The sequence below is a fragment of the Chryseobacterium sp. CFS2 genome, from assembly GCF_036543225.1.
Classification (GTDB): domain Bacteria; phylum Bacteroidota; class Bacteroidia; order Flavobacteriales; family Weeksellaceae; genus Chryseobacterium; species Chryseobacterium culicis_A.
Genome location: NZ_JAZHQU010000007.1, coordinates 142,100 through 168,915, shown reverse-complemented (window position 1 = coordinate 168,915; position 26,816 = coordinate 142,100). Strand labels below are relative to the sequence as shown.

Here is a 26,816-nt window from a genome sequence, read left to right as displayed (position 1 = left end):
TAGTATTTAACGCACAGACCGCTAATTTCGGGAAGTTTTTTGAATTGGAGAAGATATTTTTCAGATTTATAAATTTGTAAAAGAGTATTTATTTTTAAACAGCTCTTAATATTTTTTCCATCTTCTTTCCTTTCGCCAGTTCATCAATCAGTTTGTCCAGATACCGGATATTTCTCATCAGCTCATCTTCAATTTCTTCCACACGATATCCACAGATGACTCCTTTAATTAATGAAACATTGGGATTCAGCTGTGGAGCCTGTTCAAAAAATGTTTTGAAGTCAGTTTTATGATCCAGTATTTCCTGCAGTTTTTTTTCGTCATATCCCGTCAGCCAGAATATGATTTCATGTACCTCTTCTTTGGTGCGTCCCTTTTTTTCAGCTTTTTGAATATAATGCGGGTAAACGCTGGAGAATGCTGTTGCGAAAATTCTGGTATTTTGCATGATAAATATTAGATTAGTTTTTTGATAACGTTATCAAGAATAGTATTGAATTCAGTTGGGTTTTCCAACATAGGATAATGTCCAACTCCTTCAATGGTCACGTAATCATAGTTTTTCAGATATTTTCGATTGGTTTCCGCATCGGTAGGAGAAGCATCCGAATTGATGGCGATCACTGGTACCTGAACCTGCTTTGCAATTGTATTCACGTCAGCTTTGTATAGCGGTCTGAGGACATTGATTGCCAGTTCAGGGGCATTCTGAAGAAATTCGTGCTGGAGTCTTTCCTTTACGTCAGAAGGAGTTTGTTTGGCAAACAGATATTGCGGCAGGATGTTTTCCACAGTATATTTAAAATCGGTTCTGTACTGTGATAAAACTTCTTCAGTCTGTTCTTCCGTATAAGATTCATCTAAATTTTTCAGGGTATCAATCAGAATTAACGCTTTTACCTGTGGGATTTTCAATGAAGCCTCAAGCACATAAGCTCCGGACATAGAATGTCCTACAAGTATAATTTCATTTGAATGAACAGCATCAGCAACCGCTTTAATGTCATCGGCATATCTTGTGATTGTCCATTCCTGCCTGGAAGAATCAGATTTTCCATGTCCTGCAAGATCCATTTGTACAATATGATACTGGCTGCTGAAATATTTCTGCTGGTCTTCCCACCATTCGGTATTGCCCAGCCATCCGTGGATGAAGATCAATGTTGTATTCCCTTTTCCGGATTCTTTATAATGAATTTTCTGACCGTCTGATGATATTGCAAATTTTTCCATATATAATTGTAAGTATTGGTGTATTATAAACCAAATTTACAAAATCACAGTGATCCTATATGAATGAGATTAGTGGATAAATCAAGATCCCTGTTAAAAAATGTTGATAAGTTATCCACAGAACTTATCAACATGATTTTCTATTGTGGAAATTTCACGAAAATTTATATTTACTGTAAATTAAAGAAATACAGTTAATTACGGTATTTTTTTTCAATGGTGGGAAAAGTTATCCATAGTTTATCCACAGGAGTAAATAGATACATGTAAAGTTATCCACAAATATTTTAAGATGTGGATAACTAAATATTTTTAATGTAAATTGTTTGAAATCAGTTGTTTAATTGTATTTCTGTGATGGTGCTGATATTTTATTTCAGACTTATCCACAAAACCGTTGGTTTTATTACTGATCTTTATAAATATTCCAAAAATTGAAATCGGTCATGGGAGCGTCTGTTATTCCGACATTTCTTCCCATCGTTACAATTTGCCCTCTATGGTATGTTCCGTGGAGAATGGCATGCTGGATATATTCGTATTTGGAAAAATCACACTGAAACCATTGGGATTCTATCTTTACATTTTTTGAAAGATCTTCTTCAGACAGACTTTCCACATAATCTACCAGCTTTTGTGAATTGTTTTTAATGGCATTGAAAACATCTTCTTTGCTGGTGGTTTCTGTTGTTTTTGTAAAATCAAAATCATTGTTTTCAGAAATATGGCTCCACCAGTATTCCTGTGTTTGCCAGATATGGTGTAGTGTTTTTAAAATAGTCGGGAAGCTTGAAATTGTTTCCTGGTTGAGTTGTTCATCAGACTTTGTGGATAACCAGTCGATGTATTTATTGACTACCCAATTGTTGTACTGTGCACTTTTGCTGACTAATGTTTTTAGGCTCATATGATTAATGTTTAGTTGGTGTAAAGGTGAATGTTATAAACCGAAATGTCTGTTTTTATCCGTGTTTTCAGGATTAATGAGTGCTTTGTTACTGTATGTTGCCGCTTCAAAATCACTGATATTTACAGAAAGAAAAGAAATATCAGGCAGTAATTCTGAAAGTCGGGTACAGATTTGTTTTGAGAGATCAGCTTTTTGTTCCGTACTGCGTCCCTGCATGATATATCCAAACACATGCAGAAAGTTTTTTTTGCCATTGCCTAAGCTGTAATACTGATAGGGTTGAATTCTGACTTTAATATCGTTGGGCGCAAAAAGGCCTGTTGCATGGGCCACTTCATAAATAGCATCCATTAACTCATCAGGAGTCTTCTGATGAATAATATCCTGTGAACAATCTATAATAAAATGAGGCATAGATTATATTTTGTGGTTTGATTTTGTGTAAGATAAAAGTAATAAAAAATATCAACGGATATCCAAAATAAAAACCGTTCTGTTTTTAGAACGGTTTGAAAATATGTATTTTTTACTTTGTGGATGCAGGTTTTATTGAACAGATTTTTTTATACTGTATTGTGGTTGCACTGCATGGGTCATGTCGAGAACAATATCATACATTCCTTCTTCTTTGATGGGAAAATCATAGGCATCAAAGGCAATACTTTTATCATCATTGTTCAGTCCCAAACTGTATCCCCAGTCGTTATTAAATCTGAATTTAAGATTACCTTTATTCAGTTTATAATTTCTCAGAAAATAAATATTGGGGTTTTTAAGATCAGTCTGTAGCGGAATGTCTTTTCCGTCCCAGCCGTTAGGAGTCGCATTTCCTATAATTCCCCAGGTAAGATTATGGGTATTCCTTTTGGCTGTTTTCACTGTTCCATCCCAAAAATGAATAACAAGAGTCTCTATTTTTCCATTTTGATCCGGCTGGAATGTACAGGTGAATTTTTCATCAAGCTGAAATAATGTTTTACTTTTTGGTAACAGCCCATTTCTTGGGTAACTGCCTTCTTTGAAAACCAGTCGTCCATCAGAACTTTTTATGTAGAAGTTTGAGTTTTCTGTAGAATAAACACCTTCCAGCTTTTTTAAATCCTCTGCACTCACTTTTGCAATGGCTGGAATGCGATAAGGTTTATTGTACAGTATTTTTTCTACCAAAGGAAGAATAAAATCGGTGTGTGACAATTCTGAATTTGAGATAACAATCAGACAAATATCATCTTCAAGGACTCTATAGTATCTGCTTCTGTAGCCAGGTCCGCCGCCATCATGACCCACTCTTTTTTTGTCAAAAACAGTTGAAATCTGGAAACCTAAACCATAATGATCCTTAAGATAGGGTGTGAAAGCTTTTTCTAAGGTTTCTTTTTTCAGGAGGGTGTAGTTCTTGAGTGCTTCATTGAATTTGAACAAATCTTCTACGGTAGAATACATTGCTCCTGCGCCAAAAGGGTGATCTGTTTTAAAACGTAATGCTTCGTTAGACAGGTTCTCAGATAAGAATTCATATCCGAATGCTTTATTTTCATCGGTAACGTTGTTGAAATGAAATCCGCTGTGATTCATTTTCAGAGGTTTCAGGATATTATTTTCTATGACTTTATCATAATTCAGACCGGTCACTTTTTTAATAATATAGCCAAGAATATAATATCCGGAATTGGAGTAATCCCAATCCTTACCAGGGGAGAAATTCAGTGGTTTTGCAGAAATATATTGTAAAAATGTTTCTTCATCTACAGTATATTCAGAGTTGGTATCATTGGGAATTCCTGAAGTATGAGATAACAGATTGGCAATAGTAATACTGTCGCCCTTAGGAAAGTCAGGGTAATATTTGGACAGCTTGTCATTCAGAGATAATTTTCCCTGTTCTTCCAGTTGAAAAATAACTGTTGCGGTGAACATTTTTGTGGTGGAGAAAACCCTGTAGAGGCTATTATTGGTATTTTTCTCTTTTTTACTAGCATTTCTGTAGCCATAGCTTTTTTCAAAAATGATTTTTCCTTTTTCAGCAATCAGAACAGAACCATTGAACAATCCTGCCTTTTCATACGTTGAGAATAGGTTTTCCAGTTTTTTAGATTTCTGCGAAAAAAGGGGATGTACTGCAAGTAATAAAGCTATACAGGTTAAAATAGATCTCATGTAATTTTTTAAATAAGACACTTTTAAGTGTGATAATATTACATGGAATTTGAAAACTATTTTATTAGTACTTATCTAAAGAGGATTCTACTTAATTTGAATTAATGTTTTAACCCCATAAATCATAATCATGGATGCTTTTCCCGTTTCAATAAAATATTTTATGATTTTTCCATGCTCAACAATAATTTTTCCAAAAGTGAGTTTCTCATTTCCGTGTCCTTTAAAATTTCCGTACAGCTCATTTTTTGCATGCATAATGAGACCGGATTCTAAGACTCCGTTTTCGGATGTGATGAGTTTTTGTGTTGTCAGAATACTATAATTATTGGAGTCAATGATGGTAGAACAAATTAGAAGTTCTTCATCATTAATTTCTACATATAGGTCAGGATATGTATTGAAAAATGATTGGTTGTCTTCATGAAATTTTGTCCATTGAAAGGCGTCGTAAGGTTTAATGGTACTTCTTTTTATTTTTGAAATACAGATACGGTGCTTGGATTGATCGGTCTTTTTTATCATAACTCTTGTTTTAATTTTAAAGATGACTGGCATAAGTAAGAATGTTTATTATAGTACTTTTCTTTCATACAATTTTGCCTTCTTAAGTCCGAAATTATTAATTCTTATTGTCGGCGAATCCTCTTCACAATTTGGCAGATTATCATAAAGCTGATCAGTTAATTTTACTATTCCGGGTGTTACCGCATGATCAAATTCATAGTTTTTTTTCATTAGTGGTAATTTCCAATCCAGACTGCCTTTTACCAAATGGAGAGGGAATACTGAAGGAATGTACGGAAACAATTTCATCCCATTTTATATACTCTGTTAGGCTATTTTGTTTAAAATAGAAGCCATCATTTGTATATTGAAATATTCCATCATCTTTATGCAGTCTGTCCATTTCTTTTTCAAATGAATCATAATCTTTTTCTTCGTCAGGGGAATAGAGTTTGGCTACTGAAAATATAAGCACAACAAAACACAGAAAGATAATGACAAATGAAATTTTTTTGTCGTCAAAAACGGGATAGTAAAACAAAGTGAGAATGAGAATGAAACAGGTGGCTGCGATGATCTTTTTCATATTATAATTTTTCAAAGTACTTCCCTTTGAACTGATATCGAATTCTTTTATCTGTAACTCTGGAATCATCCCGAATTAATGGGATACTGATGATTTTCTTTTTAGCATCATATTGATTAGTTTTATTTTTTACTTTTTAACTGAAATACATTTCCTTCAGGATCTGTTCCGTCACAAAGCAGGAAAGGATAATTCTCAAAGGTTTTAATTTCTCTCATGCGGATGTTTTTTGAGACCAACTCATTTCTTGCTGATTCTATATCAACATCAATTTCAAAAACAATTTTAGTATTGTTGTCAAACACATGGCCTTCTTCTATTTGATCAAGATACTGATCTCCGATTTTGTGTAACCCGATATAAACACCACCAGCATCAAGCAAAACCCATATTGGATCTTCTTCTATCACTTTCAGATTAAAATTTTCTACATAAAAATGGGCGAGCAACGAAACATTTTTTACATACAGAATAATGGTACTAAAGCGAGCATTCATCTTGTATTAATTTTGAGTCTGTGGTTCGTAAATAAGCTGTACTACGCCAGATCTGAATACATTGGTTTTAATTAATTTTAAATTTAATCTTTCCTTCAAATCTTCAAAAAGAGGTTTTCCTTTCCCCAGAGCGACCGGATGAACGGATATTCTATAGGTGTCAATAAGGTTGTTCTGAATAAAAGTTTTAATAAGACTTGCTCCTCCATACAGCCAGATATCTTTTCCGCCCTGATTTTTTATTTCTGAAACTTTTTCTGCAATGTCAGAACTGATAAAAACAGCATTTTCATCTTCTCTGTTTTGACTGGAAAAGACAAATTTATTTTTTGAATGAACCGCTTCCCAAACTTTTTGTTCTTCCGGATCTGTATTCTCTTCCGGCTGATAATTTCCCCAGGCATCATAGCTTACCCTTCCGTAAAAAATAGTGTCTATTCCGGAAAGAAATCCATTAAAATCCATATCATCATCCATGATACACCAATCGGTTTCTCCGTTGGGTCCTTCAATAAAGCCGTCTAATGTAGTGGCAAGGTCTAGTATTATTTTTTTCATTTTTTTAAGATAGGTATGAGTTGGAAATAACGATAAAGATAGGAATGTTTTGCTTTTTTTTACTAAAAATAAGGTTTGTATTATTCTTTGATTTTCAACACTTAAATAAATATTTAACTCAAAGCCATTGAGGCAATTATTATAATCAATAAAATACTTACGTACAGAAAGCTTGTTCCTCCTTTTTTGCTCAAATATTTTTTTTGCTGTTCATATTCCGGAAATTTTTCCTCTGCTTTTTCTATAGTTTTCTTTGCTTTGTTGAGGTAAAGAAGATTTCCCCAAAAACCTACAATAATAAGCATGAAAATTGTAATAATATAGCCAACCAGTTTGGTTTGCTCCACCCCAATTATTGGGGCTAAGAAAAATTTTTCAAAGCAGCCTTCAACAAAGAAGAATGAGTAAATGAGTATGGCTTCCAGATACATTCTTCTATAGAGAAACCAGAATACGCCAAAGAAAAAAGCAGCATAGTTAAAGGTGAATTTTTTTCCTTTTTCAAAAAGATTTAATTTTTCAAGATAATATGGACTACTTTCCTGAAAGAAATTTTCATATTGTTGAATTGGGTTCATAGTTGAGTTCATAAAATTTTATGTTGGTTGAAATAATATAGGTAAATTGGTTTTCACATGATTTTCACAACAAACAATCTCCTGTCATTCATGTCAATGTCGAGTTCTTCTGCGTAACAAAATTAGTGCTATCAGAAGCATAATAATCACAAAAGTGGCTATGTAAATAATAACTTTATATTTATTATTTTGTTGGTTAAGTGATGATATTTCTTTTTTTTGCTCATTGACCTTTCTATCGGATTGATTGGAGCCGTCTACAATCAAATCTGTAAGTTCGGCATGATTGGATGTATCGGAATTTTCAGATAATTTTTTATACTGAGAACTTAGAGATTCCAGTTCTTGTAATTCTGCAGAAGAAAGTTCGTCTAATCTTTTTTGTACAAAACAATGATCGGAGAGGAGCAATCCGGTATCTTTTTCCTCATAGGCGAAAATCAGATATTTTCCTTTTTGGGTAAAAAGAACATTACATGAATGAAGTGGAGATCCGAAAAGGGTAGCAGTCTGCTGATAGAACTCTCCATAATCATTTGATTTGTAGACTTTATTTATTTTGACTTTGCTTAAAATATTCTGGGCAGTTTTGAATCCTGAAGGCACTTCTGAGATATCATATACTTCACCAATCAATACAAAGTCAGCATTTTCGAACGAAGATTTTAAAGTGGGTTCTCCATTACATTTGCAGGCTAAAACTTTTAGGGAAAATAATAAAAGGAAGAGTAAAAAAACTTTGAATTTCATGGGGTTTGTTTTTTTCTTGATTGAAGAAATTAGTCTATTTGTTCAAAATATTTGTCATTGATGCTTCCGTCAAATTCATTAGAAAGGATATTCCCTAATCTATATCTGAATTTTGTTTTAAAATTACCCGTTAAACGAGGCTCAAATACAGTTGCAATTTCTTTGGATTTTAAAACGAAAAACTTAATACCTACGCCGCAAGTATATTTTCTGAAGCCATCTATTTTTTTCCATTGATGATTTTTATCTAAACCTTCAAGTTCTAGTATCACATTATTGCCAAAACCGATTATGCGCTCTCTTTCTTCCATATTATAAATGGTAACAGGAAATCCATCGTAATACGTTATAATGAATGGAATCTCTTTTGATAATTTTAAACCAGCAGCTAAACTATCCATTTTGATATCATAGTCTAGATTTGATATTTTTGTAGTATCAGTATATGTTTTAATTAAGGGTGTTTTTTGAGATGTATCCACAAAAATTCGGAGATCCTTATACTGACGTTTATTAAATTCTTGATTAAGAGCAATAAAATCCTTGTTCCGATAATTTTTTTTTAAAATTTCACTATACCATTCAATACCCGTATAGCTGAGTGTGATTTTTTTTTCAGGCTGTCCGATGTACTGTATTTGTTTATATCTAAAAAGATTGATGTCTTCCGTTTGTTCTATGGTAATGTTATTTAAATCTTTTTCGTAAATATATTTAGGATAAATTATTTCCTGTGACCATAGCAGGCAGGAGAAAAGAATTAGATACACTGTGATATATTTTTTCATCGGTTAAAAGTTTTATAAAGGAATAAAGCCGTTCTTAAAACGGAACGGCTTTCAATATATTGTCAACATCAGATTAGCGGTAAGGCAGATTAATTTCTTCAATTTTTGCTCTCAAATCTCCAATGGTATACGCTTCCGGGTTACACTGGATTTGCGGAATATTATGGGCTGATAGGAAATCATTCAAATCATCACAATTTTGAAGAATATTAAATTCTTTATTGTCTAGATCTAAAACAATTCCTTTGGTTTTTCCATTGATAGAATAGGCAAGAGGACTTAATGCCCCTAAGAATGCTTTAGACCATAAGCCTTTCATATTTTCTTCAAAATAAATGAATCTTCCATAATTCAGAACTTTACAAAATCTTGAATATTGGTCAGGATCATATCCTTTATCGTCCCTGTTGGTATATTTTCTATAGGTCTGAAAATACATTTCCCCTTTATGCGAAACGGCTAGCGGAAATTTAACCCTTTTATTCTTTTGCTTAAAGTAAAAAAGAGCCTTTTCCGGCAGAGCAAGAGAATCACATTTTTCACAAACTTTGAAGTATACTTCTTCGGTGGAAGAAGGTTTTTTATTTAAAACATCTTCCAGTGTCATATAAACGCCTTCCGGAAAATCTCCTTTTTTGATGGATGGATATTCTTTCTCTTGTCCGGTTACTATGCCGGAAATAAAAAGAAGAGAAAATAAAATAAACAGTTTCATGGTTTTGTTTTTTCTGAGGGACTAAATTACAAATAAGTGAATAGGGAAATAGAATAAAAGATTGTTTATTCTGTATCATTATAAGAATTTACCTTATAAATCAGCTGAAATTTCACTGTATTTTTCTTGGAATTGGGATATTTTTCTTCATTGACCTGTTTTTCGAATTCTTTCATAATTTCCAGATCCAGATCATCTTTAACCGCATATTGGATGTCATTCTTCTTTTTTCCTAATTCGAATTGAACCATTATTTTTCCTTCTTTCTTAGAGTTTTTGAACAGGTTCTCAAAGATTCCGTTGGTCTTTTCTATAATAGCCTGAATATCCTCAATGGAAAAATTGGCCTGTATTTCAGGCTCACTGCTTAAGAAGAGTACTTTTTCAAGTTTTGTTTCCTTGTTTCCCTTATCGGTCATGTACACTTCATTACCATTTCTATACTTTTTGAAAGTTCCCTCCGTTGTATAAGTTCCGTTATCAATGGGATTGTTGTAAGCATTTTTATTGGGAAACTCATCAAGCCAGAATAATTTCAGCTTTTCTTTCAGGAAATTTACGATGTATTCATGATTTTCGGTTTGCAGAATGAATAAAGGCTCCTGGATGTCAAACGAAATGGTGGACCAATAATATTTTAATTCATCTTCATTGGCCTTTCTGATCTTATAATTTCCAGAAACTTCTTTTTTAAATTCATTCCATATCTTTTTTGAGTCATCCAGTTTTTTTGCCATTTTCCCTTCAATTTCCATATCATCTATGTGGAAAATCAAACTGTCAGGTATCGTTTTTAAGCTTTCAATATTTTTAAATCTTTTCCAAAGAGTTGGACCTATAATTAAGTTTTTTCCCAATAGATCATTATTGAGTGTATTGGTGAGGCTCTCAGTAAGCATTTTTTTTGCTTTCTCATTTGTTTTATCATCAGCATAGAGATAAACCACACCGGAAGGAATGGTGATTTTCTCTGTGATTTGTGCCTTGACAGCATTGACAATGAATAAAAGGAGTAGAAGTATTTTTATTTTCATGGGTTGTTTTTTAGGTGGATAGATTACCGTTTATCAGCGGCTCATTAGTTTTATTTTAATTATATAAATATTTAAGATTCCAATGATCCACCAGATAGGAATTTTAAAAATAATATATAAAACATTAAATCCATCGACAATTTCAAATTTATTATTAACATTCCTTAATTCAATTTGAGTAGAAATAATGGGAACAATAATGAAAAAAAATATTCCAATTATTATTTTGCTTATTCTATTTGCTTTAAGCAGTTGATTTTTGCTTAAAATGTATAAAATGATATTAATAACTGTTATAATTAGAAAATCAGAATAGCTGAAAAAGACAAAAGGTTCGGCAGGTTCTATAAAAATATTGTTCATTATCCTAAGATCATATAAAATGTATGATAACTGAATTTTAAAACAAAGGTTCCCCGTTCAAATCCGTGGTCAGCACTTCACTCATATAATCAAAAAAAGGACGCATGGCAAGTAAGGTTTGCAGCGCTTCTTTTTGAAAATTGTCTGATAAAACTTCCTTATCGGTAAACTTCCGCATCACCAGAAACTGCTTTTTTCTGATTAAATCTATAGCCGGATGATTTTTATCAAAACCTCGTGGGGCTGTTTTTACAGCGTCACCTTTAAGTTCTCCAAAATATTGTATAAAAGTTTTGTCAGAGATAATTTTTTCAATTTCTGTACTGCTGATTTCAAATTCTTTACGGATACGAAGTAAATCTTTAGCTTCCGGACCCCAAAAACCGCCGCCTACAAAACTGTTACCCGATTCCAACTGAATATAATATCCGCCTCTCAGCATAGGTTTTGAACGGGAATATCCCACTCCGAAATAGGGTTTATAGGGCGTCTTGTCTTTGGAAAAACGAACGTCATTATAAATCCTGAAAATATGGATTCCTTTCAGGTTGTCATATTCCTGAAGTTCATGATAGATATGATTAAAAAAAACTTTGTTTTCTTTTACAATGGTGTCGTATTCGGATTTGTGTTGAGCAAACCATTCACGATTATTGTTTTCTTTTAAATGGGTAAGGAATTCAAATGCTTTTTTCATGTTGTTATTTAGAGAAGTTATGCTTGTTTCCATTGCAGTTCAATATATTTTGTACAGTCGTTTTTCATATCATCATATTCATCAAGTAAAATGGCTGAACCTCCTGTTTTTACTACTTCCTGTACTATTTTATAAGTTTCTTTCGCTCCCTCAGGATCTAGACCTGCTAAATGAAAAACAATATTATTTGTTTTTGAAAGTGTTGCATATAAAGTTAATAATCGTCTTTGGTTACCTGCAAGGGTATTGACCTTTATTTTTTTATTGATCCATTCCGTTTCATAAATTTTTGCTGCATAGGGACTGGCTGGGTTGGTGTTCTTTCTTAAATATTTTCCCACCGTCATAGGATAAAAAATGTCTTTGAAATTTGATTCTCTGAAATGTTCAGCAAAGGCCATCTTTTTGTGGATGATAACACTTTCATGGTTTGTTTTACCACAAAATAGATCTTTAAGAAACATTTCCGTTTCATAAAAGTGTGGTCCTTGGAAAAGATTTATAATAATAATTTCCCCTTCATTGAGTGTAAATGCAGGAACGTAAAACAGGTCTGTTTGTATTCCTTTGTTTTCGATGAGTATTTGCGCTTTTTTTATCCAGCCAAGCTTGTCAAATAATAGTTCTTCATATTCTTTATTCCCCTTAATAGCTTTAATAAGATTTTCAGCATTGTCCGGGATATTAGTGATATGATTGAGCTTGTTTCCATATTGTAACTTATAATGATAAAGCTCAATTAAATTGGATGTGTTATTGGCTCTTTCTAAAACAGTATGATGCAATTGATCTGCTTCGTCATTTCCTTGTGGCTTTAGCCAATATATCAAATTAGAAATCCCTATACGCTCAATGATGTTTCCTTTGTTGAATTGATCAACAAGGTAATTGGCAACAGCTTTAGTTCCAAATGCATTCAGACAAGGTATCAGAAATATTCTGTTGAAACTAGGATCTTTATAATGTATTGCTGTTGTTAATAGAGACTCAAATAGCTCTCTACTGAAGCTGGTATATAAATAAAGTAAGTCAGCAGCAAAATATTTGTCGGGCATTTCAGAATCACTTTGAAGAAGATTTAGTAATTCAGCTGTTTGTTGATCCGATAAATTCTGATTATTGGCTTTGAATTCAGTCAAGGCTTCGTTCTCCCGTTCATAATCAGGATCAAAGTATTTGCCAATGATTTTATATTTTTCGAGGGCAGCTTTAATTTCCATAGTTTGTTTCTGGCTAAAGAGCTTAATGTATTGGTTCGAGTGGGAAAATTTTAAACTAAAATCAGTTGTTAACTACCCAATTTTTTTGTTCCAAAATGAGCTTGTATCAATTTTCTTTTTTTCAAAATGATAAATTGAAAAAATATCACTTGCAATTCCTTTTGATAAATTGCCTCCCCAGAATATAATATCATTGCCAAACATTGAAAGTACATGTTCTTCATGATTCAGGATTAAAAACCGATGTCCTAAATAGGGAATAATTGGAGGAACATTTTGGTTCTTCAAAATATCTTCTGTCACACGATTGGCTTCCATTATCCATTCAATTCTTGCTTTTATGAGGGGAATGTCCTCAGGATATGAATAAAAGGTAGGACCAAAATCAATGTCTCCTTCACCACCATTATTATCTATTCCCGGCTTGTCAAGTCCGTTCATCGTCCGGTAATAGTTCTTTAATGACTCCGGAAAAGTGATGTTCAGTTGCTTCTGAAAATCGTCCAATTCAGACTCTGACAATCCTTTTTTCCATGTACTGCCTTCCTGAATCTGGAATCCCCAGCATTCCATCAGATCTACTTTCTGCCAATATTTTTCACTTTTCTTTTTTATCCATTGAAAGCTTGAAATTGAATTATCCAGTTTTTTAAATTGTCTTTTTTTCATTTACAAAAGAATTTATTTATTCTATTCACGGTTACTCCATTTTGATGACCTCCAATTGCCTCAAAAGCTTCATTTGTTCTGTCCTGATTTAGAAAGCTGGAACATGTTGAGGAGAAAGTGACATTTTTACTCGTTCTCAAAAGTAAAACCATTTTCCTTATCCATTTGTTCGCGTTCTTTTTGTGATATTCTTTTTCTTAAAACCCTTGTAGTATAGCCTCCTTTTACAATATTTTTATCAATATACATCCAGTCTGTAATATTGCGTTGATCAATCTCAATAGTATCTCCCAGTTTTACTTCTGTTGTTGAAATGGGATCTCCGTCTACAATTCCATAGAATTTATCACCAGAATATTGAACTGCGCTTATCCAGATATGTTCACCTCCGGAATCAGCAGTGGTAAATCTTTCTTTCAGTGCAAAGTTGTAATAATCAGGGTTTGGGCTTTGTATTGCTTCTTTGAACTTGTATAATGATTTCTGGGCATTTTCTATGGCTGTATTCATTTCATGGTCTTCTCCTTGCAGAATATGAATATCAGGTTTATTGTCTCTTTTTACAACTTCATCTTTTCTTTGACAGCTTACTGCTATAAGGCCTAAAAGTAGGTAGATTGGATATTTAAAATGCATTATTTAATCTGATCGTTTTAATTTACATTTCTTAATTATTAGTCATTGGTCTTATTATCCATCAATCTTTGTTTCAAACTTTCTGATAACAAATTGTTTTCTAGTAAGTAGTGGGTCATTATTTTCAGGAAATACCGGCATTTTTTTAAATAATCTTTATCTGGTAAGACATTATCGGTGTCATTTAAATAAGTGTTGGCTCTGTTGATAAATACTCCGGCCCCTTCAAATTCTTTGCTGAATAATGTTCCAATTAAGGAAATATAGGAAACAAATTTATATTCACTGTGGTTTCTACGTAAATATTGAGGAGGCATCTTTTTGTTCATCTCCTGAAAATAGGAAATGATTCCGATATCTTTCAGGTATTTTTCCTTCTCAATGACAAACCAGTCGTCCACTATTTCGCCATCAAAATTCATTTCAAGATCATAATATCCGATGGGTTCCAGGTTTTTAAGATAGATTTCGTTTTCCACACAAAGACTTATTCTTGCCCGGATAATAGGTTCCTGGTATTGCTGTTCAATCCGATATTGGTATCCCTCAAATACAAAAGTAATTTCGTGACGGGCAAAGCCTCCTATAAGTTCATCAGGATCTTCTGAGAGTATTTTGTGGAGCGTGTGAAATGCTTCATTTTTGAGATGAAATTTTTCAGCTCTTTCGGTAAGTAATGTTTGAAGTTCCTGAGCGTTCATATCATGATTATTAGTCCCCAAATCTACATATAAATACCAGAATAATGATGCAGATCATGTTAAGTTAAAAAATAAACCCATTCTGAAAAAGCAGAACAGGTTTTCTTCGTAATAGAACCCATATTAAATCATCTATAATCATGTTTTTGTAGCATCGGTAAAGCCAAAAGAAGTATTATAAATGACCTTATTATTTTTTGCTACTAAGACATTTCCATTAAAAATGCCTGTTTGATGAGCCTACTTCATCAGAGAATCAATTTTAGCCGTCTTTTTGTTTTGAGCAAATGAATGGTTAATGGGAAGTAGTAGTACTGTGAGAAATAGGAATAATTGTTTATAATATGGCATGATTAGTTGGTGTTATTTTCTTTGAGCATTTGTTCAATAATTTTATCATATTCTTTTTGTATTTCCGGTATTGTTCCGTGATCAGTTTCTGCATCATATTTTTCCTGAAAACGTAAACATTCATCACCAACCAGTTCGCTTAAGTTTGAAAATTTTGAACTGAAATCTTTTGAATTTTTTATTTCCTTATTAATTAAATTTTGCAATTTGTACGCGAAAGCCTGAGCGATGTCAAAATGCTTTTGCTCATGATTCAATAGATGATCAGAATAAAAAGATTCATTTAACCAGGATTTTGATTTGTCGAATACGGCATAGGTTCTGATCTTCATTCTTCCTGTCCATATTGAATTCGAGACAATTTCATAACCGATATTAAAAGCAGTTCCTGCATGATCAATCGTATTATTGTCAGGAACTTTACCCTGAAAGTCTTTTTTTTGTAATTTATAATCAGGCTTCCATTCCATGGTTTGTGAATAAGAGAAGAGGCTGATAAAAAACATAATCATTGCTAACGTATACTTCATTCTGGAACTTTTTATTGAAGGGTAAATCAAAATAAAACAAGTGATAAGGCTGATCTTGCGAGAATCCTTATCAGTAAGGAACTGATCTCAATACAGAATATCTGCATCTGAATTGATAAGAAAGATTGCTTCAGAAAAAGTATCCGCAATCTTTACAGGTATTTTATCTGTATTTTTAAATATCCCGTTTTTCTCTTTTACAAAACCGATATGATGGGAATTAATCAGATAGTCTGCAAATACAATGAAGCTCTTATCACTTTCGTTATGGTATTCTTCGAGAATTCTTGCCAATGGCCAGATGGAAAACATATTCTTTGTCCAGTCCCAATCTGCAAAACCATCCAGTTTTAAATACAATTCTTTACAATCATCCGGAAACTGAAAGTCAAGGATTTCTTCGACAGCTTTTATATCTTCTGTTGTTGCGGGTGGGCTAAGTTTTATATTTTCACTTACCCATGTTTCTTTAATTGTATCGATTCGGAGTTGTATCATAATGATAAGAGATGCTGGTATTTTCCGCCTTTTGAACTCATTTATATAAGTTTATTTTATTTTTTTTAGTTTTTTGATTTAAAGAGGGGAGGCTCAGTATAAATGTTTTTACTTTTAAATTCAAAACTTCTTTGTGTTTCTGTTAATTGTAAAGTTTTTTTTGTTTGATAAATCCAATGGGCAAAACTGCTTAATGATTGGGGTGCATTCAGACTATGAACTTTTATAGTTTTCCTGATTTTACCTTTTCTAATAAAGAAATTATAATATTCCCCATCCTGATACTTTTCAAAATATAAGGTGTCTAAACTTTTGAAGTCTATCTTCGAAATAAAGCTATCCAGTTTTAATTTTTGACTTTTATTCAGGACTGAAAGATAGCTGGTTTTGTTTTTGGGTAATTGGTTGTTTTCCGGAGCCCAATTTTCATACAAAAAAATCGAATCATTTTTATGGCTGAATTTTATTGAGAAATCTGTCTCAAAACTATTGCCATAAGAAAAATCAAATTCATCAAATTCTTGTTTTTTACACCCCAAAAATAAAATTAAAATAAATAAAATGAGAACTCTGTTTTTCATGATTATTTACTGATTCTTAGTTTTAGTCTTTCAAAAACCTTTTTTGTGAAGTAAAATTCTATTGCGAATAATGAGTAAAAAAATAGAACTGAAAATATAACCAATTCAAGATCCCCCGGGAAATCGGGATCAATAATTTTTTTTATGATAGCCCATAAAAATAGTAAGGTGAGAATGGAAAACCAAAAGTATCCCAAAAAGCTTAGTCTTAATTTAGGATGTTGAAGGTCATTCTTTTTAAAAACAATAATGAGAATAGGAAGGATTGATGTGATAGGAGTTTTTATTCTAGCAACCTCAATTCTATTTTTAAATTCCCTGCCATAGAATAATTTTCCATCAGTGGCCAACGATGCTGTGTTGGCTAAATCCAGTATCATTGAGCTTCTTTTTGAGTTCTTTCTAACTGCCTCATCTATTTCAGCACTGCTAAAATTTAAATTCATTGTAATCATTGTATTTTTTAATGGATGATTGTAAGGTATGATTATCTGAAAATTTTAATCTGCTGCAGAACTCCTTTCTCATCTTTATAACTGAAAATATAAGCTCCGCGCTGTACTTTTGATAAATCTATCGTTTTATTATAATAGGCAAACCCTTTGTGGACTTGATTCCCGTCGATGGAATAAACGGCGTATTCAAATTGATTGCTGTTATTTTTATTACTGATGACAAAACCGTCTCTGGCTGCATTGGTATACACCTTTTTCTCCAATGTCCTATTATCATTTGCTGTGGTTTCAGAGAGTACGTTTTCGCTGATATCTGCCACCTGTATGCTTTTAATTGCTGAGCTGGTGAGAGAAGTTGTACTTCCTCCGATGATGTATAGTTTATCGTTATATATTTCCGCTGCAGCGTGTCTTCTGGGAATCATGTTGGAGGATAGTGGATGGAATTTATTGGTGGAGGTATCAAAATAGGCCAGAAAAGTTTGATTATTATAGCCTCCTGCAATAAAAATCTTATTACCGGATACGGCTAATGAGTGTCCCGATATCCCGGCGGGCATCGTATATTGATCGGTCCAGAGATTCGTGTTGAGGTCGTAAACATTGATGAGACGGGATGAGGTACCGTTAAAACCACCAATGACATAAAGCTTGTCATTCACAATTTTGCCCTTTGTTTCTCTGGCTGTGGGCATATCGGGTAATGGATGCCATGTATCGGAAGCAATATCATAATACTGGAATCTGTTAGAAAATACAGTGGTTTTCGCTCCGTTGAGTCCGCTGCCCCCAAACACATATATTTTGCCATTATGAATGGCAGAACCTGCATTTCCTGTGTAGGAACGATTAACAGCGCCCTTCGTTATGGTATTGGTTGCAAGATCCAGAATTTCAAGATGGCTGTTTCCCCAACCGTTAAAAATATAAATTTTATTATGGTAAGTCTCCGAATTAGCAAATTTTTTAGAAAGCAGAGTAGTATTGAGAACACTCCATTTGTTATCCGTAATATTATATTTCTCAATATAATTGGCGTTAGCTCCCTTGTCCTGATACCCGTTGCTCACATAGATATTGTCATCCACAATTACACTGGCTGTGGCCCCTCTGCCTGTAGACATATCTTTGAGACTCTTAAAATGAAGGGTTTGTGTATGGGCTAGTATTGATCCTAAAAATGAAAGGAATAATAATTTTGTTTTCAATGGTATAAAGTTTAGTGTTTTATAGGGGTAAAGTCAGAAGTTATAAGGTTGTGTACAAATACATCAGGATTTTCCTTCATTAATGTATTCCAGATAATCCTGCTCTAAATTATTAATTTCTTCAATTAAAAAATCATAAATATTTCCTTCAAATACTTCATGATCTTCCTCGTCGTATTTGTCATACTCAATTTTTATGATTCCGTTGTCGGTATATGCCCTGTAGAGATTTCCACTGCGCTTGAAAAACAGTTGTCCCAATGGCTTTTCTTTATACTCAAGGGCTTCCTGATGTTTTTCTTCAAATCCCATCCAGGAAGGCATTTCTTCATCCTGCGAAAGTCCGTACACAAAAAATCCATACCCGAATTTCCAGCTTGGAAGAACATCAAATTCCTGGGGACGTTTCCAGATCTCTTCTTTCACTTCAAAAAGTAAGGACCCGAATGAGGTCAGAAAATCCTTAACATCTTCACTGAAGGTAAATCCTGTGCTTTCTTCATATTTTCTGATTTGTTCTTCAGTTGCAGGACTGGCCACGGAGCCCATCACGAAAAAATCATCATTTAATTTCTTTTTCCTGTCCCAGAATTCTTCTTTTGTTGCCATATTTTGTTTTGGTGTTACGTCGTCAGCACTGATCAGATCGTTATTGAAACAAAGATAAGAGAAAGTTTGAGGATAAAAATTAGTGCGGTGGTGGATTTTATTTTATTTCTGTAAAATAGGGAGACTTTGTAGAGCGAGGTTACTGCCTTCTGCAATGGTGCAAACTCATGTTATCAACAGTTATTATCAATCTTTTTATCTTCCATAAATAACTTTATCCAATTCGGATTTTCATTATTTTTCGGAATACATTCGATTAAACTTTTATTATTTTTATAATTTTCTATAGCTTTTTTCCCAAACTTGATTTTCATTTCATAAATTTCATCACCACCATATCCAATCCAGGCTTTTGTTATGATTTGCTTGCTGTTTTCAATAGTATGATAAAGTAAAGATTTCGAGTCTTCTGGTAAATGACTTATACCATCACACCAAAAATTCTTAGCATAATATTTTATGTTTTCATTTTCAATGTTTTTAAAATCAAGAGACCATTCTAAGTGACTGCAAAATTCTAAATTAAACACGGGTTCATTAAGATTATAATTAAAAGCACCACAATTGGGACATTCAATATATTCTCCATTCAATTCTTCAAACTCACATTCTACACATCTGCCATTTCTATTGTTTAAATGTTGAATAATAATTTTTGCTTCGTTTTTATCTACATTGAATTCGTCAATTAATTTTTTTTCAGTAAATACTTTTAAATCGTTTTGCATCAAAATATAAAGATCAAGCTTTTGTTCTTCAGAAAAGTTTAGAGTAATCACTTCATTTTTACATTTGTTGCAATTAATTTTCATTCTTAATTTGTTTTTTTGTTACAAACATCCAAATTTAGATATTAAATTAACATCAGAGAGTATCTATAGAGATAGAACTGGAAAAATAGCTGTCAATCAGTGATGTCCTTTTATTTTCTGTAAAATAACAGCATCATTCTTATTCGTATTCTTTTCTATGAGGAGATCTAAAATCTCTCCATATAACGCCCTTTGCTTTTCATTGGGAGCGTTCATAGGGTTGATTTGAACTAATTTTCCATTGGAGTATACAATGATAATGTTTGTTGACATCCCATCCATTGCAGGTTTTAAATCTTTATCATTAAAATCTTCTGAAGTGAAGGAACCTGATATTCGTTGAATTCGATCGATATCATTTTGTGAGAGTTTAATTTTAAAAGGTTGCAGTTGCGGCCTTTCATTGAGGTATTCCAGATGTTCTTTCTTTTCTTCGGCACTCCATTTTTCTCCATTTTCCTTTGATGGAGGTGGAGGTGGTGGGTTATAAGAAACTGGGCTGTAAAAAATCAAATATTTTTCGTTAAAATTTAAGATGGTTTCAGCAGGAAGATGAAACGTAGGGTAGTATCCTATTTTGATCAGAACAGGTTTAGGTTTTTCAATTTTGTGATCATTATTTTTATTATTACAGGAGAATAAAATTATAAGACAAAATAATAACAGTGTGAAATTTTTCATGGTATTCAAATATAAATAGATGATTTTAAAATCAGAATACATACAATTCTGTTTTTCATTAAGTGAGTTCTCCGGAAGTCAGAAACGTTTATGTTTGTCATCAAACGAATTCTCCAGAAGTTAAAAACAACTTTGTTTGTAATCTCCCGAGGCCTCCAGAAGTCTTATACAAGTTGCGGGAAAGAAACCAGGATCCTGTTTTGTTTCCCGCAATAGGGTTTGTAATGAAATGATCAATTTATCCTTTTCAAATCCATCTCTGAATATAATCTATACTGTCTTTTTCAAATTTTTGTGGAAAATCCTGAGCTTTAATGTGAAAAGAAATTGAAACAGAGAAAAATATTCCTAAGAGTAATTTTTTTTCATGTATAGCTTTATTTTATTAATGTTCTTCTGTTCATAACAATATTCTTAATCACAATAAATTGCCAAACGTATTTGATCAAATCCACCTTTTCCTCTGAAACGAAATAAGTAGGCGTTCAAATTTTTACTTTGCCATTTTATATCATCCCTTACCATTTGCTCTTTAGATTTTTCTAAATCTTCATATACTTCAAGGGATGGTTTTCCGAGATTTTCAGTTAAATATTTTTTTATTTCGTGGAATTTTTCGTTAAACATTTCATTCGAAGTTTCAATTTTTTCATTTTCATTCCATTCATAAGACTTGAATTTGATTTGCTCATCTTTTGTGAAAAAATAATCTACTTTAAGGATGAAATTGTTTTCGTTTCTTTGATATGATCTGGGAATTTCAAACTTATATTTTTGAAAAGCGGGATAGATATCTTCTCCAATTCCCCAAAAATATCCGAGAGTAATATCTTTTGATTCTTTATCCATTTCTTCTTTTTTAATTTCACTGAAGCTTTTAAAGGAAAGATCAATTTCATTTTGAACAGGAACGTTACTATATTTATTTAGTGAGCAACTATAAGAAATTAAAATAATAATAAGAAAGAGAATTCTTGATTTCATGAGAATTTATATTGTATGATCGTATAACTGAAAAAAAGCGTCGGGGAAGTGTTGAATTTTATTTGGTATAATCCCCTGCAACAATAGATTTTTCCATTGTACTTACAATCTCCGAAACAGTAATCGTAAATATCCCGGCATTGCCATTATCAAACTCTTTCTTCCAGTAAGAATATCCGTTCATTTCAAGGGAATCTGGTTTTTTGCCGGTTTCATTTTTCAGACTGGTGATACTCTTGTCTAATGCCTCTTCTGATATGGGAATATGGGTGAGGGTTTCTGCATAACCGCTAGGGCTGGCAGGGTTTTTCATTTTCAAACCGCTGATAGAAATATGAATCACTTTTCCGGTTTCAGGATATTCTTCAATCTTTAGAATGGTAAGGATTGAGCTTTTTTCCGTAGGACGGGTTTTGTAATTCCATTGCTGGCCGACTCTATATGGGTCTTTTTTTGTACAACTAAAGGATAGCAAGAAGAGTATTGCTATTAAAGTATAGAGTTTCATGAAGGGCTGGTTATTAGTGTTGTTTTTTATTTCAAATAAGTTTGTTCAAGAAGTTTAACCGATTCCGTTTCAGTTAAGGGATTCTTCTTATCTGTATTATTGGTTAGATTGAATGAAATCAGATTGTTGTTTCTAACCGCATACAGTAAATAGGAAGTAAGGTCCTTACTAACATCCTGAGATTTATCTTTTATGATAATTTTCCAGATGATATAATTTTTTTCTTCGTTTCGCTTTACTTCAGAGACTTCAGCTTTCACTCCATTGGAAGATGCCCAGTAATCATATTCCCATTGGTAAAATGCATTCAGCAATTCTTTTTCTGTTATACTTTCTTTATAAAACTCAAATTTCTCAGGTTTTCTTACTGAAATCAGCAAATTTATTTTTTCGTCTTTATTGCTTAGGTGAAATTGTCCGGATGATTTCAGTTGATTTTTATATTCCCATTTTCCAGGAATTTCAAATAACTCTCCATTGATTTGAAAAGGAGTCTTCTTTTGGGCAAATGAAAAGGTGGAAACTAAAAAAAGAATAAAGATGGAGAAAAGTTGAATGTTTAATTTCATTTTGAGTATAAGTTTCTTGAACTATTGGTTATTAGTTTTGTTTTTTATTTCTGAATCAACTGCTCCAGTCTGGCCATCATCTCATCTTTTTCCTTCAGCATTCTTTCGTACAGCGCAATTTTTTCTTCGTGCAGTTTTAGTACCTGTTCAATAGGATTGAAAATAGGATTATCATTTTTCTGATAACCAATACTATGATCTCCAAAAGTATTGGCAATGACATTCACAGCTTCTTCCTCATCAAAATTCTGAAAAGCTTCTACAGGAATTTTCAATACCTCAGAAATCCTTTTCAGTAAAGGATCTTCAATAGTTTCTTTCTGCTCCAAAAGCGAAATCTTCTTCTGGTTCCAGTCTTCCCCAAGATCAAAAGCCAAAGCCTCCTGCTTGATACCCAACATCTCACGAAAACGCTTGATATTTCTCCCCTGATGTATTTTTTTGTTTTGCATATTTGTGTACGTTATAGAAACAAATATAAGTAAAAGTTGGGGGATATTTTAGATAGTGGGATATAAAGAATCCGAAGTGGGAGACTTCGGATTTTGTTTTTTTATGATGGCGCAAAGTTGGGAGACTTTGCGCAGCGTGGGTTTTGCAACACGAAAATCATAAATTTTCTAATTTTTCTTTTAATGCATTAATATATTGAGAATATGAATCGGTAAGATATGTTTTACGTATTTGTTCAGCTAAACTTACTTTTAACTTTTGTTTAAGCTCTTTATCCTTATTTACCGCTTTTTCTATATTGAAAATAGCATTATTATTTTTATCATATGGGACTTCATAACCATTTTTTAAAATCTGAGTTTCTAAATAATTTTGGGTGTAAAAATCTTCAAGAGTTGCTATATTCTTATCAATATCACCATATGCTAACCAAGCATCTTTAAATTGAGGATAATTTTTTTGATATTCGACTTTCTTTTTATTAGATGCTTCGTCAGAGTCAGCGACAATTATTAATTTTTTGTTTGCGAGAATTAAGATTTGTGTTAAAGTTTCAACTCCAGATATTCCACTAAGATATACTTTGCCAAATGATTCAAATTCTTTTTTTTGTTTATAAAATTCTATATATGAATCAAAAATTAATTTATCCAAATATCCTTCAAAAATAATATTCTTTTCCTGTAAACTTTCAAAAATACTCGTTCCAATTGCTCTTCTCAATAGCTCGTCCGTTGCAAATGGTGATTTAATTTCATCTTTATTAATAGATGTTACATCATTTTTCTTCTCAATTATTAAGTGTCTATCAATACAATTTGAGTCAATCATATACTGAGAGTGAGTTGAATAAACAATTTTTGTTTTTTTACTTATATCTATAAGTTCATCTCTTAAATATTGTGCACTACTAGGATATAAACTTTGATCAGGTTCATCCATTAGTATGATGTCTTTTTCTTGAATTTTATTTATTCTTGCTTCTGTTGAAAGCATAAGAAGAATACTAATAAATTTTTTGAAGCCATCACTTCGGTCCTCAAAATTATATTTTGCTTTTTCAACAACTTTAATAAGAATCTCTTCGCCATTTGGTAATAATTGAATTGATGTACCATGAAAGTCTTTCCAAATTTTTTGGAAAGTAGTTGTAACCTTTTTTGAAACTTGCTCTAATAGATTAGAATAATCACCATCTTCTGAATATGCATTATCAAACTCTTGTTCAATATTCTCTCTATCACATAAAGCAAAAATGTTTTCTAGTGCTTTATGTTCAGAAGGAGATGAAATAAATTCTTGAATATTGACACAATTTGGTAGAAGATAACTATCACTATATTGCCAGTAATGGCATTTGATAGGTGTTATATTATAATAATTTTCAACAATAGTTTGAAATTCTTTTACTAAGTTTAATCCTATTCCTTGACTTGGATTATCAGTAATTATATTTGAATTCAGAAATAAATCTTTTTCAAAAAACAAATCTTTTCCAGCATATTTCCATCTTGTAAATAAAGGTTTACTATTTTCCTGTATATCTAGCCTAATTACGAATTCATAGAATATTTTTTTTACAAACTCTACTAAGGTCATTTTATTTTTGAATGTAATTAATTCAGTGCCAGAAAACTTTTTCTTAAAAATTTCTATAATTTTCTTTACATCGTTTTCATCTAATTTAAAAACTGCTAGAATTAAATATTCATCTATTTTTTCATTTTCTACTCTTTTCCTTTTATCTTTATTGGAAACAGTATATTCTCCAAAAACAGCAGCAATAGCTTTTAAAATATTACTTTTTCCAGCTTCGTTTTTTCCAAGAAGTATAATACAATTATGGTTGAAAATTATATTTTCATCTTTAATAGATCTAAAATTTTTAATTTGAATCTCTTTAAGTATCATGTTTTTAGTTATAGTTCATACAAACATAATATAAATTATTTTATTTAACCTTAGATGTTTTCAGAATAAGACTTTTAAAGCTAAATATTAAAAATAATACTTCTTTAGTGAAACCATAATACAAATAAAAACCGTCCCACAAGAAGTAGAACAGTTAGTATATTAATTTGATTTAGTACATACTGTTACCATACGATACAATTTTAAGGTAACGGTTTTGTTTTATATATTTTCTTTAATTAGGCTAACTATTTTTTTAATTCTACTTTTCCATTCTTTTGAGTTTCTAAAATCTTCTTCATTAATTTTATAAATCCTTTCTTCTAGCAATATTTCTGAAATTGAAGATAATTGATTTTTTGTGTCAAATCCTTCTGTTCTTTCAAAACTTCTCATGGATACAAGAGCGAATGAAATATTAAGTTTTAACTTTATACAAACATCCATTATAGCTGTAATTTTGACACCTTGTTCAGTTGTTGCTCCTGCAACAACTAAAATAAGTTTACCATTTACTTCAATAATAAATGTGTTGTTGAAAATGTTTTCTATTTCAGCATTATCTAATTCTTCTTTTGAGATATCCAGTCTGAATACTTTCGTTGGCTTAAGTTGTCTGCAAACTTCTTGTGCAGTTGTTGACTTTCCTGCGTTACTTGCTCCAATAATTAGGATTGATTTCATTATTATAGTTTTTTGTTTTTGAGCTTACCTATAAATTATTTTAATTTTCATAATTTATACTTATTCTTATTAATTTACTTTTATTCTTACTAATTTAAAATGTCTTGTTAATATCTCCTTACGGGAAACCATATTCCGACAAAAAACCGCTCTACAAAAAGTAGAACGATTAGTATATTAATCTGCCTCGCTCGCAGACCGTTACATCATTCCTGGTATTGATCTATACAGGATTTAAAATGTTATTGGTGTATTTCCAGGGAAATGCATAATAACCAATCCCTTTCGTTAGCTGTCCTGATAGAGTGTCAGAGCATTTGGCGATATAATCTGTTATTTTATCGGGATTTTTATCATCTTTCATCAGCGTTTGCAAACTTGAAAGCCATGCTGCATTAATGCCTTGCTGGTCCCTATGACCAGCAAGATATTGCTCAACCTGGGTATCAATAGAATTACCAGGAACACCATTTCTTTTTTTATCCTCTGGAGCCCGGCAGATATTCACCGGATTCCAGGTTACTATGGAGAAAAAACCACCTACTTTAGTTTCCGGATCGCTATCCTCAAAATCAAACATGGGTGCCGAAATTTTTTCTCCATAGTCATAGACAAGCTGCATCCATGAATTTTTAATAAAATTTTTGACATCGGCTAAGTTTTTACAACTTTTTGCCATATTCTCCATCAGAGGATTCAGGACAATATTAAGCGTCTTTTGGGGAACAATATGCCCCTGATGATCATCAGCTGCAACACCTGGTCCATCAATGGTTACTTTTTGATAGATGAAGTTTGTGGGTTTGTTCTTACTGTCAAGATCAAAAGAGTGAAAGTTAACGGGTTTTTGTACACGGTAAGTGGGATTATAGCCGTGTATTCTGTCATTATCTCCTGCCATAATAATTGTGTTTTATATTGTACCTACTCTATACAGTTTTCGGTATACCTGTTTAAGAAAGATTGTTTGTTTGGGAACTTTTATTTCTGTAAAATTAAACGAATGTAAGCGGTGAAAATACCGTATTTATTACCCAAAATGAATTTAAGTATTTCTACTATTTGTGAAATATAATATTAGAGCAATACTTTCTTCAGTGATAACACATTCAATTGAAAGAAGCATTCCGGAAACAGAAGCTACGTTTTCAAGAGTAAATCTTGTTACTTGTATTGTTGTATGTACGTATCCTTGTCAAGGTTTTAAACCTTACAAACAAAAACCGCTCTACAAAGCAGAGCGGTTAGTATATTAATTTGCCTCGGTCGCTGACCATTACATTATTTCTGGCATTCTACCACTCATTGGCATAGCTGGTTCAGCGCTCTTTACTTCAGTGATTACACAGTTAGTGATAAGAAGTATATTTGATATAGAATAAT

The 26,816-nt window shown here is 32.3% G+C and carries 34 protein-coding genes; all 34 read right to left on the bottom strand.

Annotated elements, in window-relative coordinates:
• Positions 1-94: 94 nt before the first annotated feature.
• The gene (locus tag ODR02_RS17100; RefSeq protein WP_209786989.1) at positions 95-448 is read right to left on the bottom strand and encodes a DUF2200 domain-containing protein; all 354 of its coding nucleotides are present in this window, start codon (positions 446-448) and stop codon (positions 95-97) included.
• Positions 449-456: 8 nt separating this feature from the next.
• Positions 457-1,233 carry an alpha/beta fold hydrolase gene (locus ODR02_RS17095; protein WP_309512886.1) on the bottom strand — a complete coding sequence of 259 codons (777 nt, stop codon included), beginning with the start codon at positions 1,231-1,233 and terminating at the stop codon, positions 457-459.
• 406 nt (positions 1,234-1,639) lie between these two features.
• On the bottom strand, positions 1,640-2,140 hold the full coding sequence (locus ODR02_RS17090; RefSeq protein ID WP_209786993.1) for a DinB family protein: 501 nt from the start codon (positions 2,138-2,140) through the stop codon (positions 1,640-1,642).
• A gap of 33 nt (positions 2,141-2,173) precedes the next feature.
• Positions 2,174-2,557: a 5-carboxymethyl-2-hydroxymuconate Delta-isomerase gene (locus tag ODR02_RS17085; protein ID WP_209786995.1), complete on the bottom strand. Its 384-nt coding sequence runs from the start codon at positions 2,555-2,557 to the stop codon at positions 2,174-2,176.
• A 132-nt stretch (positions 2,558-2,689) separates the two neighbouring features.
• Entirely contained in the window at positions 2,690-4,300 is a 1,611-nt protein-coding gene (locus ODR02_RS17080; protein ID WP_209786996.1) for a serine hydrolase, read from the bottom strand.
• Positions 4,301-4,387: 87 nt separating this feature from the next.
• Positions 4,388-4,825: a hypothetical protein gene (locus ODR02_RS17075; protein WP_209786998.1), complete on the bottom strand. Its 438-nt coding sequence runs from the start codon at positions 4,823-4,825 to the stop codon at positions 4,388-4,390.
• Between the two features lie 196 nt (positions 4,826-5,021).
• Positions 5,022-5,393, bottom strand: a complete 372-nt coding sequence (locus tag ODR02_RS17070; RefSeq protein ID WP_309512885.1) for a hypothetical protein — start codon at positions 5,391-5,393, stop codon at positions 5,022-5,024.
• A 122-nt stretch (positions 5,394-5,515) separates the two neighbouring features.
• Positions 5,516-5,890: a VOC family protein gene (locus tag ODR02_RS17065; RefSeq protein WP_309512884.1), complete on the bottom strand. Its 375-nt coding sequence runs from the start codon at positions 5,888-5,890 to the stop codon at positions 5,516-5,518.
• A gap of 6 nt (positions 5,891-5,896) precedes the next feature.
• Complete coding sequence (locus ODR02_RS17060) at positions 5,897-6,448, bottom strand: dihydrofolate reductase family protein (RefSeq protein ID WP_209787004.1); 552 nt, start codon at positions 6,446-6,448, stop codon at positions 5,897-5,899.
• 113 nt (positions 6,449-6,561) lie between these two features.
• Positions 6,562-7,026 (bottom strand): DUF2628 domain-containing protein, encoded by a 465-nt coding sequence (locus ODR02_RS17055; RefSeq protein ID WP_309512883.1) that lies wholly within the window; start codon positions 7,024-7,026, stop codon positions 6,562-6,564.
• A 93-nt stretch (positions 7,027-7,119) separates the two neighbouring features.
• Positions 7,120-7,776 carry a hypothetical protein gene (locus ODR02_RS17050; RefSeq protein ID WP_309512882.1) on the bottom strand — a complete coding sequence of 219 codons (657 nt, stop codon included), beginning with the start codon at positions 7,774-7,776 and terminating at the stop codon, positions 7,120-7,122.
• Positions 7,777-7,805: 29 nt separating this feature from the next.
• Entirely contained in the window at positions 7,806-8,564 is a 759-nt protein-coding gene (locus ODR02_RS17045) for a hypothetical protein (RefSeq protein ID WP_309512881.1), read from the bottom strand.
• 73 nt (positions 8,565-8,637) lie between these two features.
• Positions 8,638-9,279 carry a hypothetical protein gene (locus tag ODR02_RS17040; RefSeq protein ID WP_209787011.1) on the bottom strand — a complete coding sequence of 214 codons (642 nt, stop codon included), beginning with the start codon at positions 9,277-9,279 and terminating at the stop codon, positions 8,638-8,640.
• A gap of 65 nt (positions 9,280-9,344) precedes the next feature.
• Complete coding sequence (locus ODR02_RS17035) at positions 9,345-10,313, bottom strand: hypothetical protein (RefSeq protein WP_309512880.1); 969 nt, start codon at positions 10,311-10,313, stop codon at positions 9,345-9,347.
• A 400-nt stretch (positions 10,314-10,713) separates the two neighbouring features.
• The gene (locus ODR02_RS17030) at positions 10,714-11,373 is read right to left on the bottom strand and encodes a DUF2461 domain-containing protein (RefSeq protein WP_309512879.1); all 660 of its coding nucleotides are present in this window, start codon (positions 11,371-11,373) and stop codon (positions 10,714-10,716) included.
• A 17-nt stretch (positions 11,374-11,390) separates the two neighbouring features.
• The gene (locus tag ODR02_RS17025) at positions 11,391-12,593 is read right to left on the bottom strand and encodes a hypothetical protein (RefSeq protein ID WP_309512878.1); all 1,203 of its coding nucleotides are present in this window, start codon (positions 12,591-12,593) and stop codon (positions 11,391-11,393) included.
• Positions 12,594-12,665: 72 nt separating this feature from the next.
• Positions 12,666-13,262 carry an SMI1/KNR4 family protein gene (locus tag ODR02_RS17020; RefSeq protein ID WP_309512877.1) on the bottom strand — a complete coding sequence of 199 codons (597 nt, stop codon included), beginning with the start codon at positions 13,260-13,262 and terminating at the stop codon, positions 12,666-12,668.
• 126 nt (positions 13,263-13,388) lie between these two features.
• Positions 13,389-13,898 carry a YegJ family protein gene (locus ODR02_RS17015; RefSeq protein WP_309512876.1) on the bottom strand — a complete coding sequence of 170 codons (510 nt, stop codon included), beginning with the start codon at positions 13,896-13,898 and terminating at the stop codon, positions 13,389-13,391.
• A gap of 38 nt (positions 13,899-13,936) precedes the next feature.
• Positions 13,937-14,599 (bottom strand): hypothetical protein, encoded by a 663-nt coding sequence (locus tag ODR02_RS17010; RefSeq protein ID WP_309512875.1) that lies wholly within the window; start codon positions 14,597-14,599, stop codon positions 13,937-13,939.
• Between the two features lie 353 nt (positions 14,600-14,952).
• Positions 14,953-15,480 (bottom strand): DUF922 domain-containing protein, encoded by a 528-nt coding sequence (locus ODR02_RS17005; RefSeq protein ID WP_309512874.1) that lies wholly within the window; start codon positions 15,478-15,480, stop codon positions 14,953-14,955.
• Between the two features lie 87 nt (positions 15,481-15,567).
• Complete coding sequence (locus ODR02_RS17000) at positions 15,568-15,978, bottom strand: SMI1/KNR4 family protein (protein ID WP_309512873.1); 411 nt, start codon at positions 15,976-15,978, stop codon at positions 15,568-15,570.
• 65 nt (positions 15,979-16,043) lie between these two features.
• On the bottom strand, positions 16,044-16,559 hold the full coding sequence (locus tag ODR02_RS16995; RefSeq protein WP_309512872.1) for a hypothetical protein: 516 nt from the start codon (positions 16,557-16,559) through the stop codon (positions 16,044-16,046).
• A 2-nt stretch (positions 16,560-16,561) separates the two neighbouring features.
• Positions 16,562-17,005, bottom strand: a complete 444-nt coding sequence (locus ODR02_RS16990) for a hypothetical protein (RefSeq protein WP_309512871.1) — start codon at positions 17,003-17,005, stop codon at positions 16,562-16,564.
• A 41-nt stretch (positions 17,006-17,046) separates the two neighbouring features.
• On the bottom strand, positions 17,047-18,222 hold the full coding sequence (locus ODR02_RS16985; protein ID WP_309512870.1) for a Kelch repeat-containing protein: 1,176 nt from the start codon (positions 18,220-18,222) through the stop codon (positions 17,047-17,049).
• A gap of 63 nt (positions 18,223-18,285) precedes the next feature.
• A complete protein-coding gene (locus ODR02_RS16980) occupies positions 18,286-18,831 on the bottom strand; it encodes a hypothetical protein (RefSeq protein WP_309512869.1) in 546 nt (181 codons plus the stop codon).
• A 173-nt stretch (positions 18,832-19,004) separates the two neighbouring features.
• Positions 19,005-19,643: a hypothetical protein gene (locus ODR02_RS16975; RefSeq protein ID WP_309512868.1), complete on the bottom strand. Its 639-nt coding sequence runs from the start codon at positions 19,641-19,643 to the stop codon at positions 19,005-19,007.
• Positions 19,644-19,739: 96 nt separating this feature from the next.
• Positions 19,740-20,324 (bottom strand): hypothetical protein, encoded by a 585-nt coding sequence (locus ODR02_RS16970; protein ID WP_309512867.1) that lies wholly within the window; start codon positions 20,322-20,324, stop codon positions 19,740-19,742.
• Between the two features lie 414 nt (positions 20,325-20,738).
• Positions 20,739-21,308: a hypothetical protein gene (locus tag ODR02_RS16965; protein WP_309512866.1), complete on the bottom strand. Its 570-nt coding sequence runs from the start codon at positions 21,306-21,308 to the stop codon at positions 20,739-20,741.
• A 58-nt stretch (positions 21,309-21,366) separates the two neighbouring features.
• A complete protein-coding gene (locus tag ODR02_RS16960) occupies positions 21,367-21,816 on the bottom strand; it encodes a hypothetical protein (RefSeq protein WP_309512865.1) in 450 nt (149 codons plus the stop codon).
• Between the two features lie 26 nt (positions 21,817-21,842).
• Positions 21,843-22,385: a hypothetical protein gene (locus tag ODR02_RS16955; RefSeq protein WP_309512864.1), complete on the bottom strand. Its 543-nt coding sequence runs from the start codon at positions 22,383-22,385 to the stop codon at positions 21,843-21,845.
• A 44-nt stretch (positions 22,386-22,429) separates the two neighbouring features.
• Complete coding sequence (locus ODR02_RS16950; protein ID WP_114819374.1) at positions 22,430-22,837, bottom strand: helix-turn-helix transcriptional regulator; 408 nt, start codon at positions 22,835-22,837, stop codon at positions 22,430-22,432.
• Positions 22,838-22,994: 157 nt separating this feature from the next.
• Positions 22,995-24,749 (bottom strand): ATP-dependent nuclease, encoded by a 1,755-nt coding sequence (locus ODR02_RS16945; protein WP_309512863.1) that lies wholly within the window; start codon positions 24,747-24,749, stop codon positions 22,995-22,997.
• 222 nt (positions 24,750-24,971) lie between these two features.
• The gene (locus ODR02_RS16940) at positions 24,972-25,433 is read right to left on the bottom strand and encodes a hypothetical protein (protein WP_309512862.1); all 462 of its coding nucleotides are present in this window, start codon (positions 25,431-25,433) and stop codon (positions 24,972-24,974) included.
• A gap of 223 nt (positions 25,434-25,656) precedes the next feature.
• Positions 25,657-26,334 carry a hypothetical protein gene (locus ODR02_RS16935; protein ID WP_309512861.1) on the bottom strand — a complete coding sequence of 226 codons (678 nt, stop codon included), beginning with the start codon at positions 26,332-26,334 and terminating at the stop codon, positions 25,657-25,659.
• Between the last annotated feature and the right edge of the window lie 482 nt (positions 26,335-26,816).

Bases quoted from the DNA above. Each gene is read 5' to 3' on its own strand.
- ODR02_RS17020 (WP_309512877.1), bottom strand. From the start codon at position 13,262: ATGAAAAAAAGACAATTTAAAAAACTGGATAATTCAATTTCAAGCTTT.
- ODR02_RS17085 (WP_209786995.1), bottom strand. From the start codon at position 2,557: ATGCCTCATTTTATTATAGATTGTTCACAGGATATTATTCATCAGAAG.
- ODR02_RS16940 (WP_309512862.1), bottom strand. From the start codon at position 25,433: ATGAAATCAATCCTAATTATTGGAGCAAGTAACGCAGGAAAGTCAACA.
- ODR02_RS17080 (WP_209786996.1), bottom strand. From the start codon at position 4,300: ATGAGATCTATTTTAACCTGTATAGCTTTATTACTTGCAGTACATCCC.
- ODR02_RS17010 (WP_309512875.1), bottom strand. From the start codon at position 14,599: ATGAACGCTCAGGAACTTCAAACATTACTTACCGAAAGAGCTGAAAAA.
- ODR02_RS16980 (WP_309512869.1), bottom strand. From the start codon at position 18,831: ATGGCAACAAAAGAAGAATTCTGGGACAGGAAAAAGAAATTAAATGAT.
- ODR02_RS16960 (WP_309512865.1), bottom strand. From the start codon at position 21,816: ATGAAACTCTATACTTTAATAGCAATACTCTTCTTGCTATCCTTTAGT.
- ODR02_RS16935 (WP_309512861.1), bottom strand. From the start codon at position 26,334: ATGGCAGGAGATAATGACAGAATACACGGCTATAATCCCACTTACCGT.
- ODR02_RS17060 (WP_209787004.1), bottom strand. From the start codon at position 6,448: ATGAAAAAAATAATACTAGACCTTGCCACTACATTAGACGGCTTTATT.
- ODR02_RS17045 (WP_309512881.1), bottom strand. From the start codon at position 8,564: ATGAAAAAATATATCACAGTGTATCTAATTCTTTTCTCCTGCCTGCTA.
- ODR02_RS16950 (WP_114819374.1), bottom strand. From the start codon at position 22,837: ATGCAAAACAAAAAAATACATCAGGGGAGAAATATCAAGCGTTTTCGT.
- ODR02_RS17095 (WP_309512886.1), bottom strand. From the start codon at position 1,233: ATGGAAAAATTTGCAATATCATCAGACGGTCAGAAAATTCATTATAAA.
- ODR02_RS16965 (WP_309512866.1), bottom strand. From the start codon at position 21,308: ATGAAATCAAGAATTCTCTTTCTTATTATTATTTTAATTTCTTATAGT.
- ODR02_RS17015 (WP_309512876.1), bottom strand. From the start codon at position 13,898: ATGCATTTTAAATATCCAATCTACCTACTTTTAGGCCTTATAGCAGTA.
- ODR02_RS16970 (WP_309512867.1), bottom strand. From the start codon at position 20,324: ATGAAAAATTTCACACTGTTATTATTTTGTCTTATAATTTTATTCTCC.
- ODR02_RS17055 (WP_309512883.1), bottom strand. From the start codon at position 7,026: ATGAACCCAATTCAACAATATGAAAATTTCTTTCAGGAAAGTAGTCCA.
- ODR02_RS17065 (WP_309512884.1), bottom strand. From the start codon at position 5,890: ATGAATGCTCGCTTTAGTACCATTATTCTGTATGTAAAAAATGTTTCG.
- ODR02_RS17040 (WP_209787011.1), bottom strand. From the start codon at position 9,279: ATGAAACTGTTTATTTTATTTTCTCTTCTTTTTATTTCCGGCATAGTA.
- ODR02_RS17100 (WP_209786989.1), bottom strand. From the start codon at position 448: ATGCAAAATACCAGAATTTTCGCAACAGCATTCTCCAGCGTTTACCCG.
- ODR02_RS17035 (WP_309512880.1), bottom strand. From the start codon at position 10,313: ATGAAAATAAAAATACTTCTACTCCTTTTATTCATTGTCAATGCTGTC.
- ODR02_RS17070 (WP_309512885.1), bottom strand. From the start codon at position 5,393: ATGAAAAAGATCATCGCAGCCACCTGTTTCATTCTCATTCTCACTTTG.
- ODR02_RS17000 (WP_309512873.1), bottom strand. From the start codon at position 15,978: ATGATACAACTCCGAATCGATACAATTAAAGAAACATGGGTAAGTGAA.
- ODR02_RS17075 (WP_209786998.1), bottom strand. From the start codon at position 4,825: ATGATAAAAAAGACCGATCAATCCAAGCACCGTATCTGTATTTCAAAA.
- ODR02_RS17090 (WP_209786993.1), bottom strand. From the start codon at position 2,140: ATGAGCCTAAAAACATTAGTCAGCAAAAGTGCACAGTACAACAATTGG.
- ODR02_RS16975 (WP_309512868.1), bottom strand. From the start codon at position 19,643: ATGAAAATTAATTGCAACAAATGTAAAAATGAAGTGATTACTCTAAAC.
- ODR02_RS16995 (WP_309512872.1), bottom strand. From the start codon at position 16,559: ATGAAAAACAGAGTTCTCATTTTATTTATTTTAATTTTATTTTTGGGG.
- ODR02_RS17050 (WP_309512882.1), bottom strand. From the start codon at position 7,776: ATGAAATTCAAAGTTTTTTTACTCTTCCTTTTATTATTTTCCCTAAAA.
- ODR02_RS17030 (WP_309512879.1), bottom strand. From the start codon at position 11,373: ATGAAAAAAGCATTTGAATTCCTTACCCATTTAAAAGAAAACAATAAT.
- ODR02_RS17005 (WP_309512874.1), bottom strand. From the start codon at position 15,480: ATGAAGTATACGTTAGCAATGATTATGTTTTTTATCAGCCTCTTCTCT.
- ODR02_RS16990 (WP_309512871.1), bottom strand. From the start codon at position 17,005: ATGAATTTAAATTTTAGCAGTGCTGAAATAGATGAGGCAGTTAGAAAG.
- ODR02_RS17025 (WP_309512878.1), bottom strand. From the start codon at position 12,593: ATGGAAATTAAAGCTGCCCTCGAAAAATATAAAATCATTGGCAAATAC.
- ODR02_RS16955 (WP_309512864.1), bottom strand. From the start codon at position 22,385: ATGAAATTAAACATTCAACTTTTCTCCATCTTTATTCTTTTTTTAGTT.
- ODR02_RS16945 (WP_309512863.1), bottom strand. From the start codon at position 24,749: ATGATACTTAAAGAGATTCAAATTAAAAATTTTAGATCTATTAAAGAT.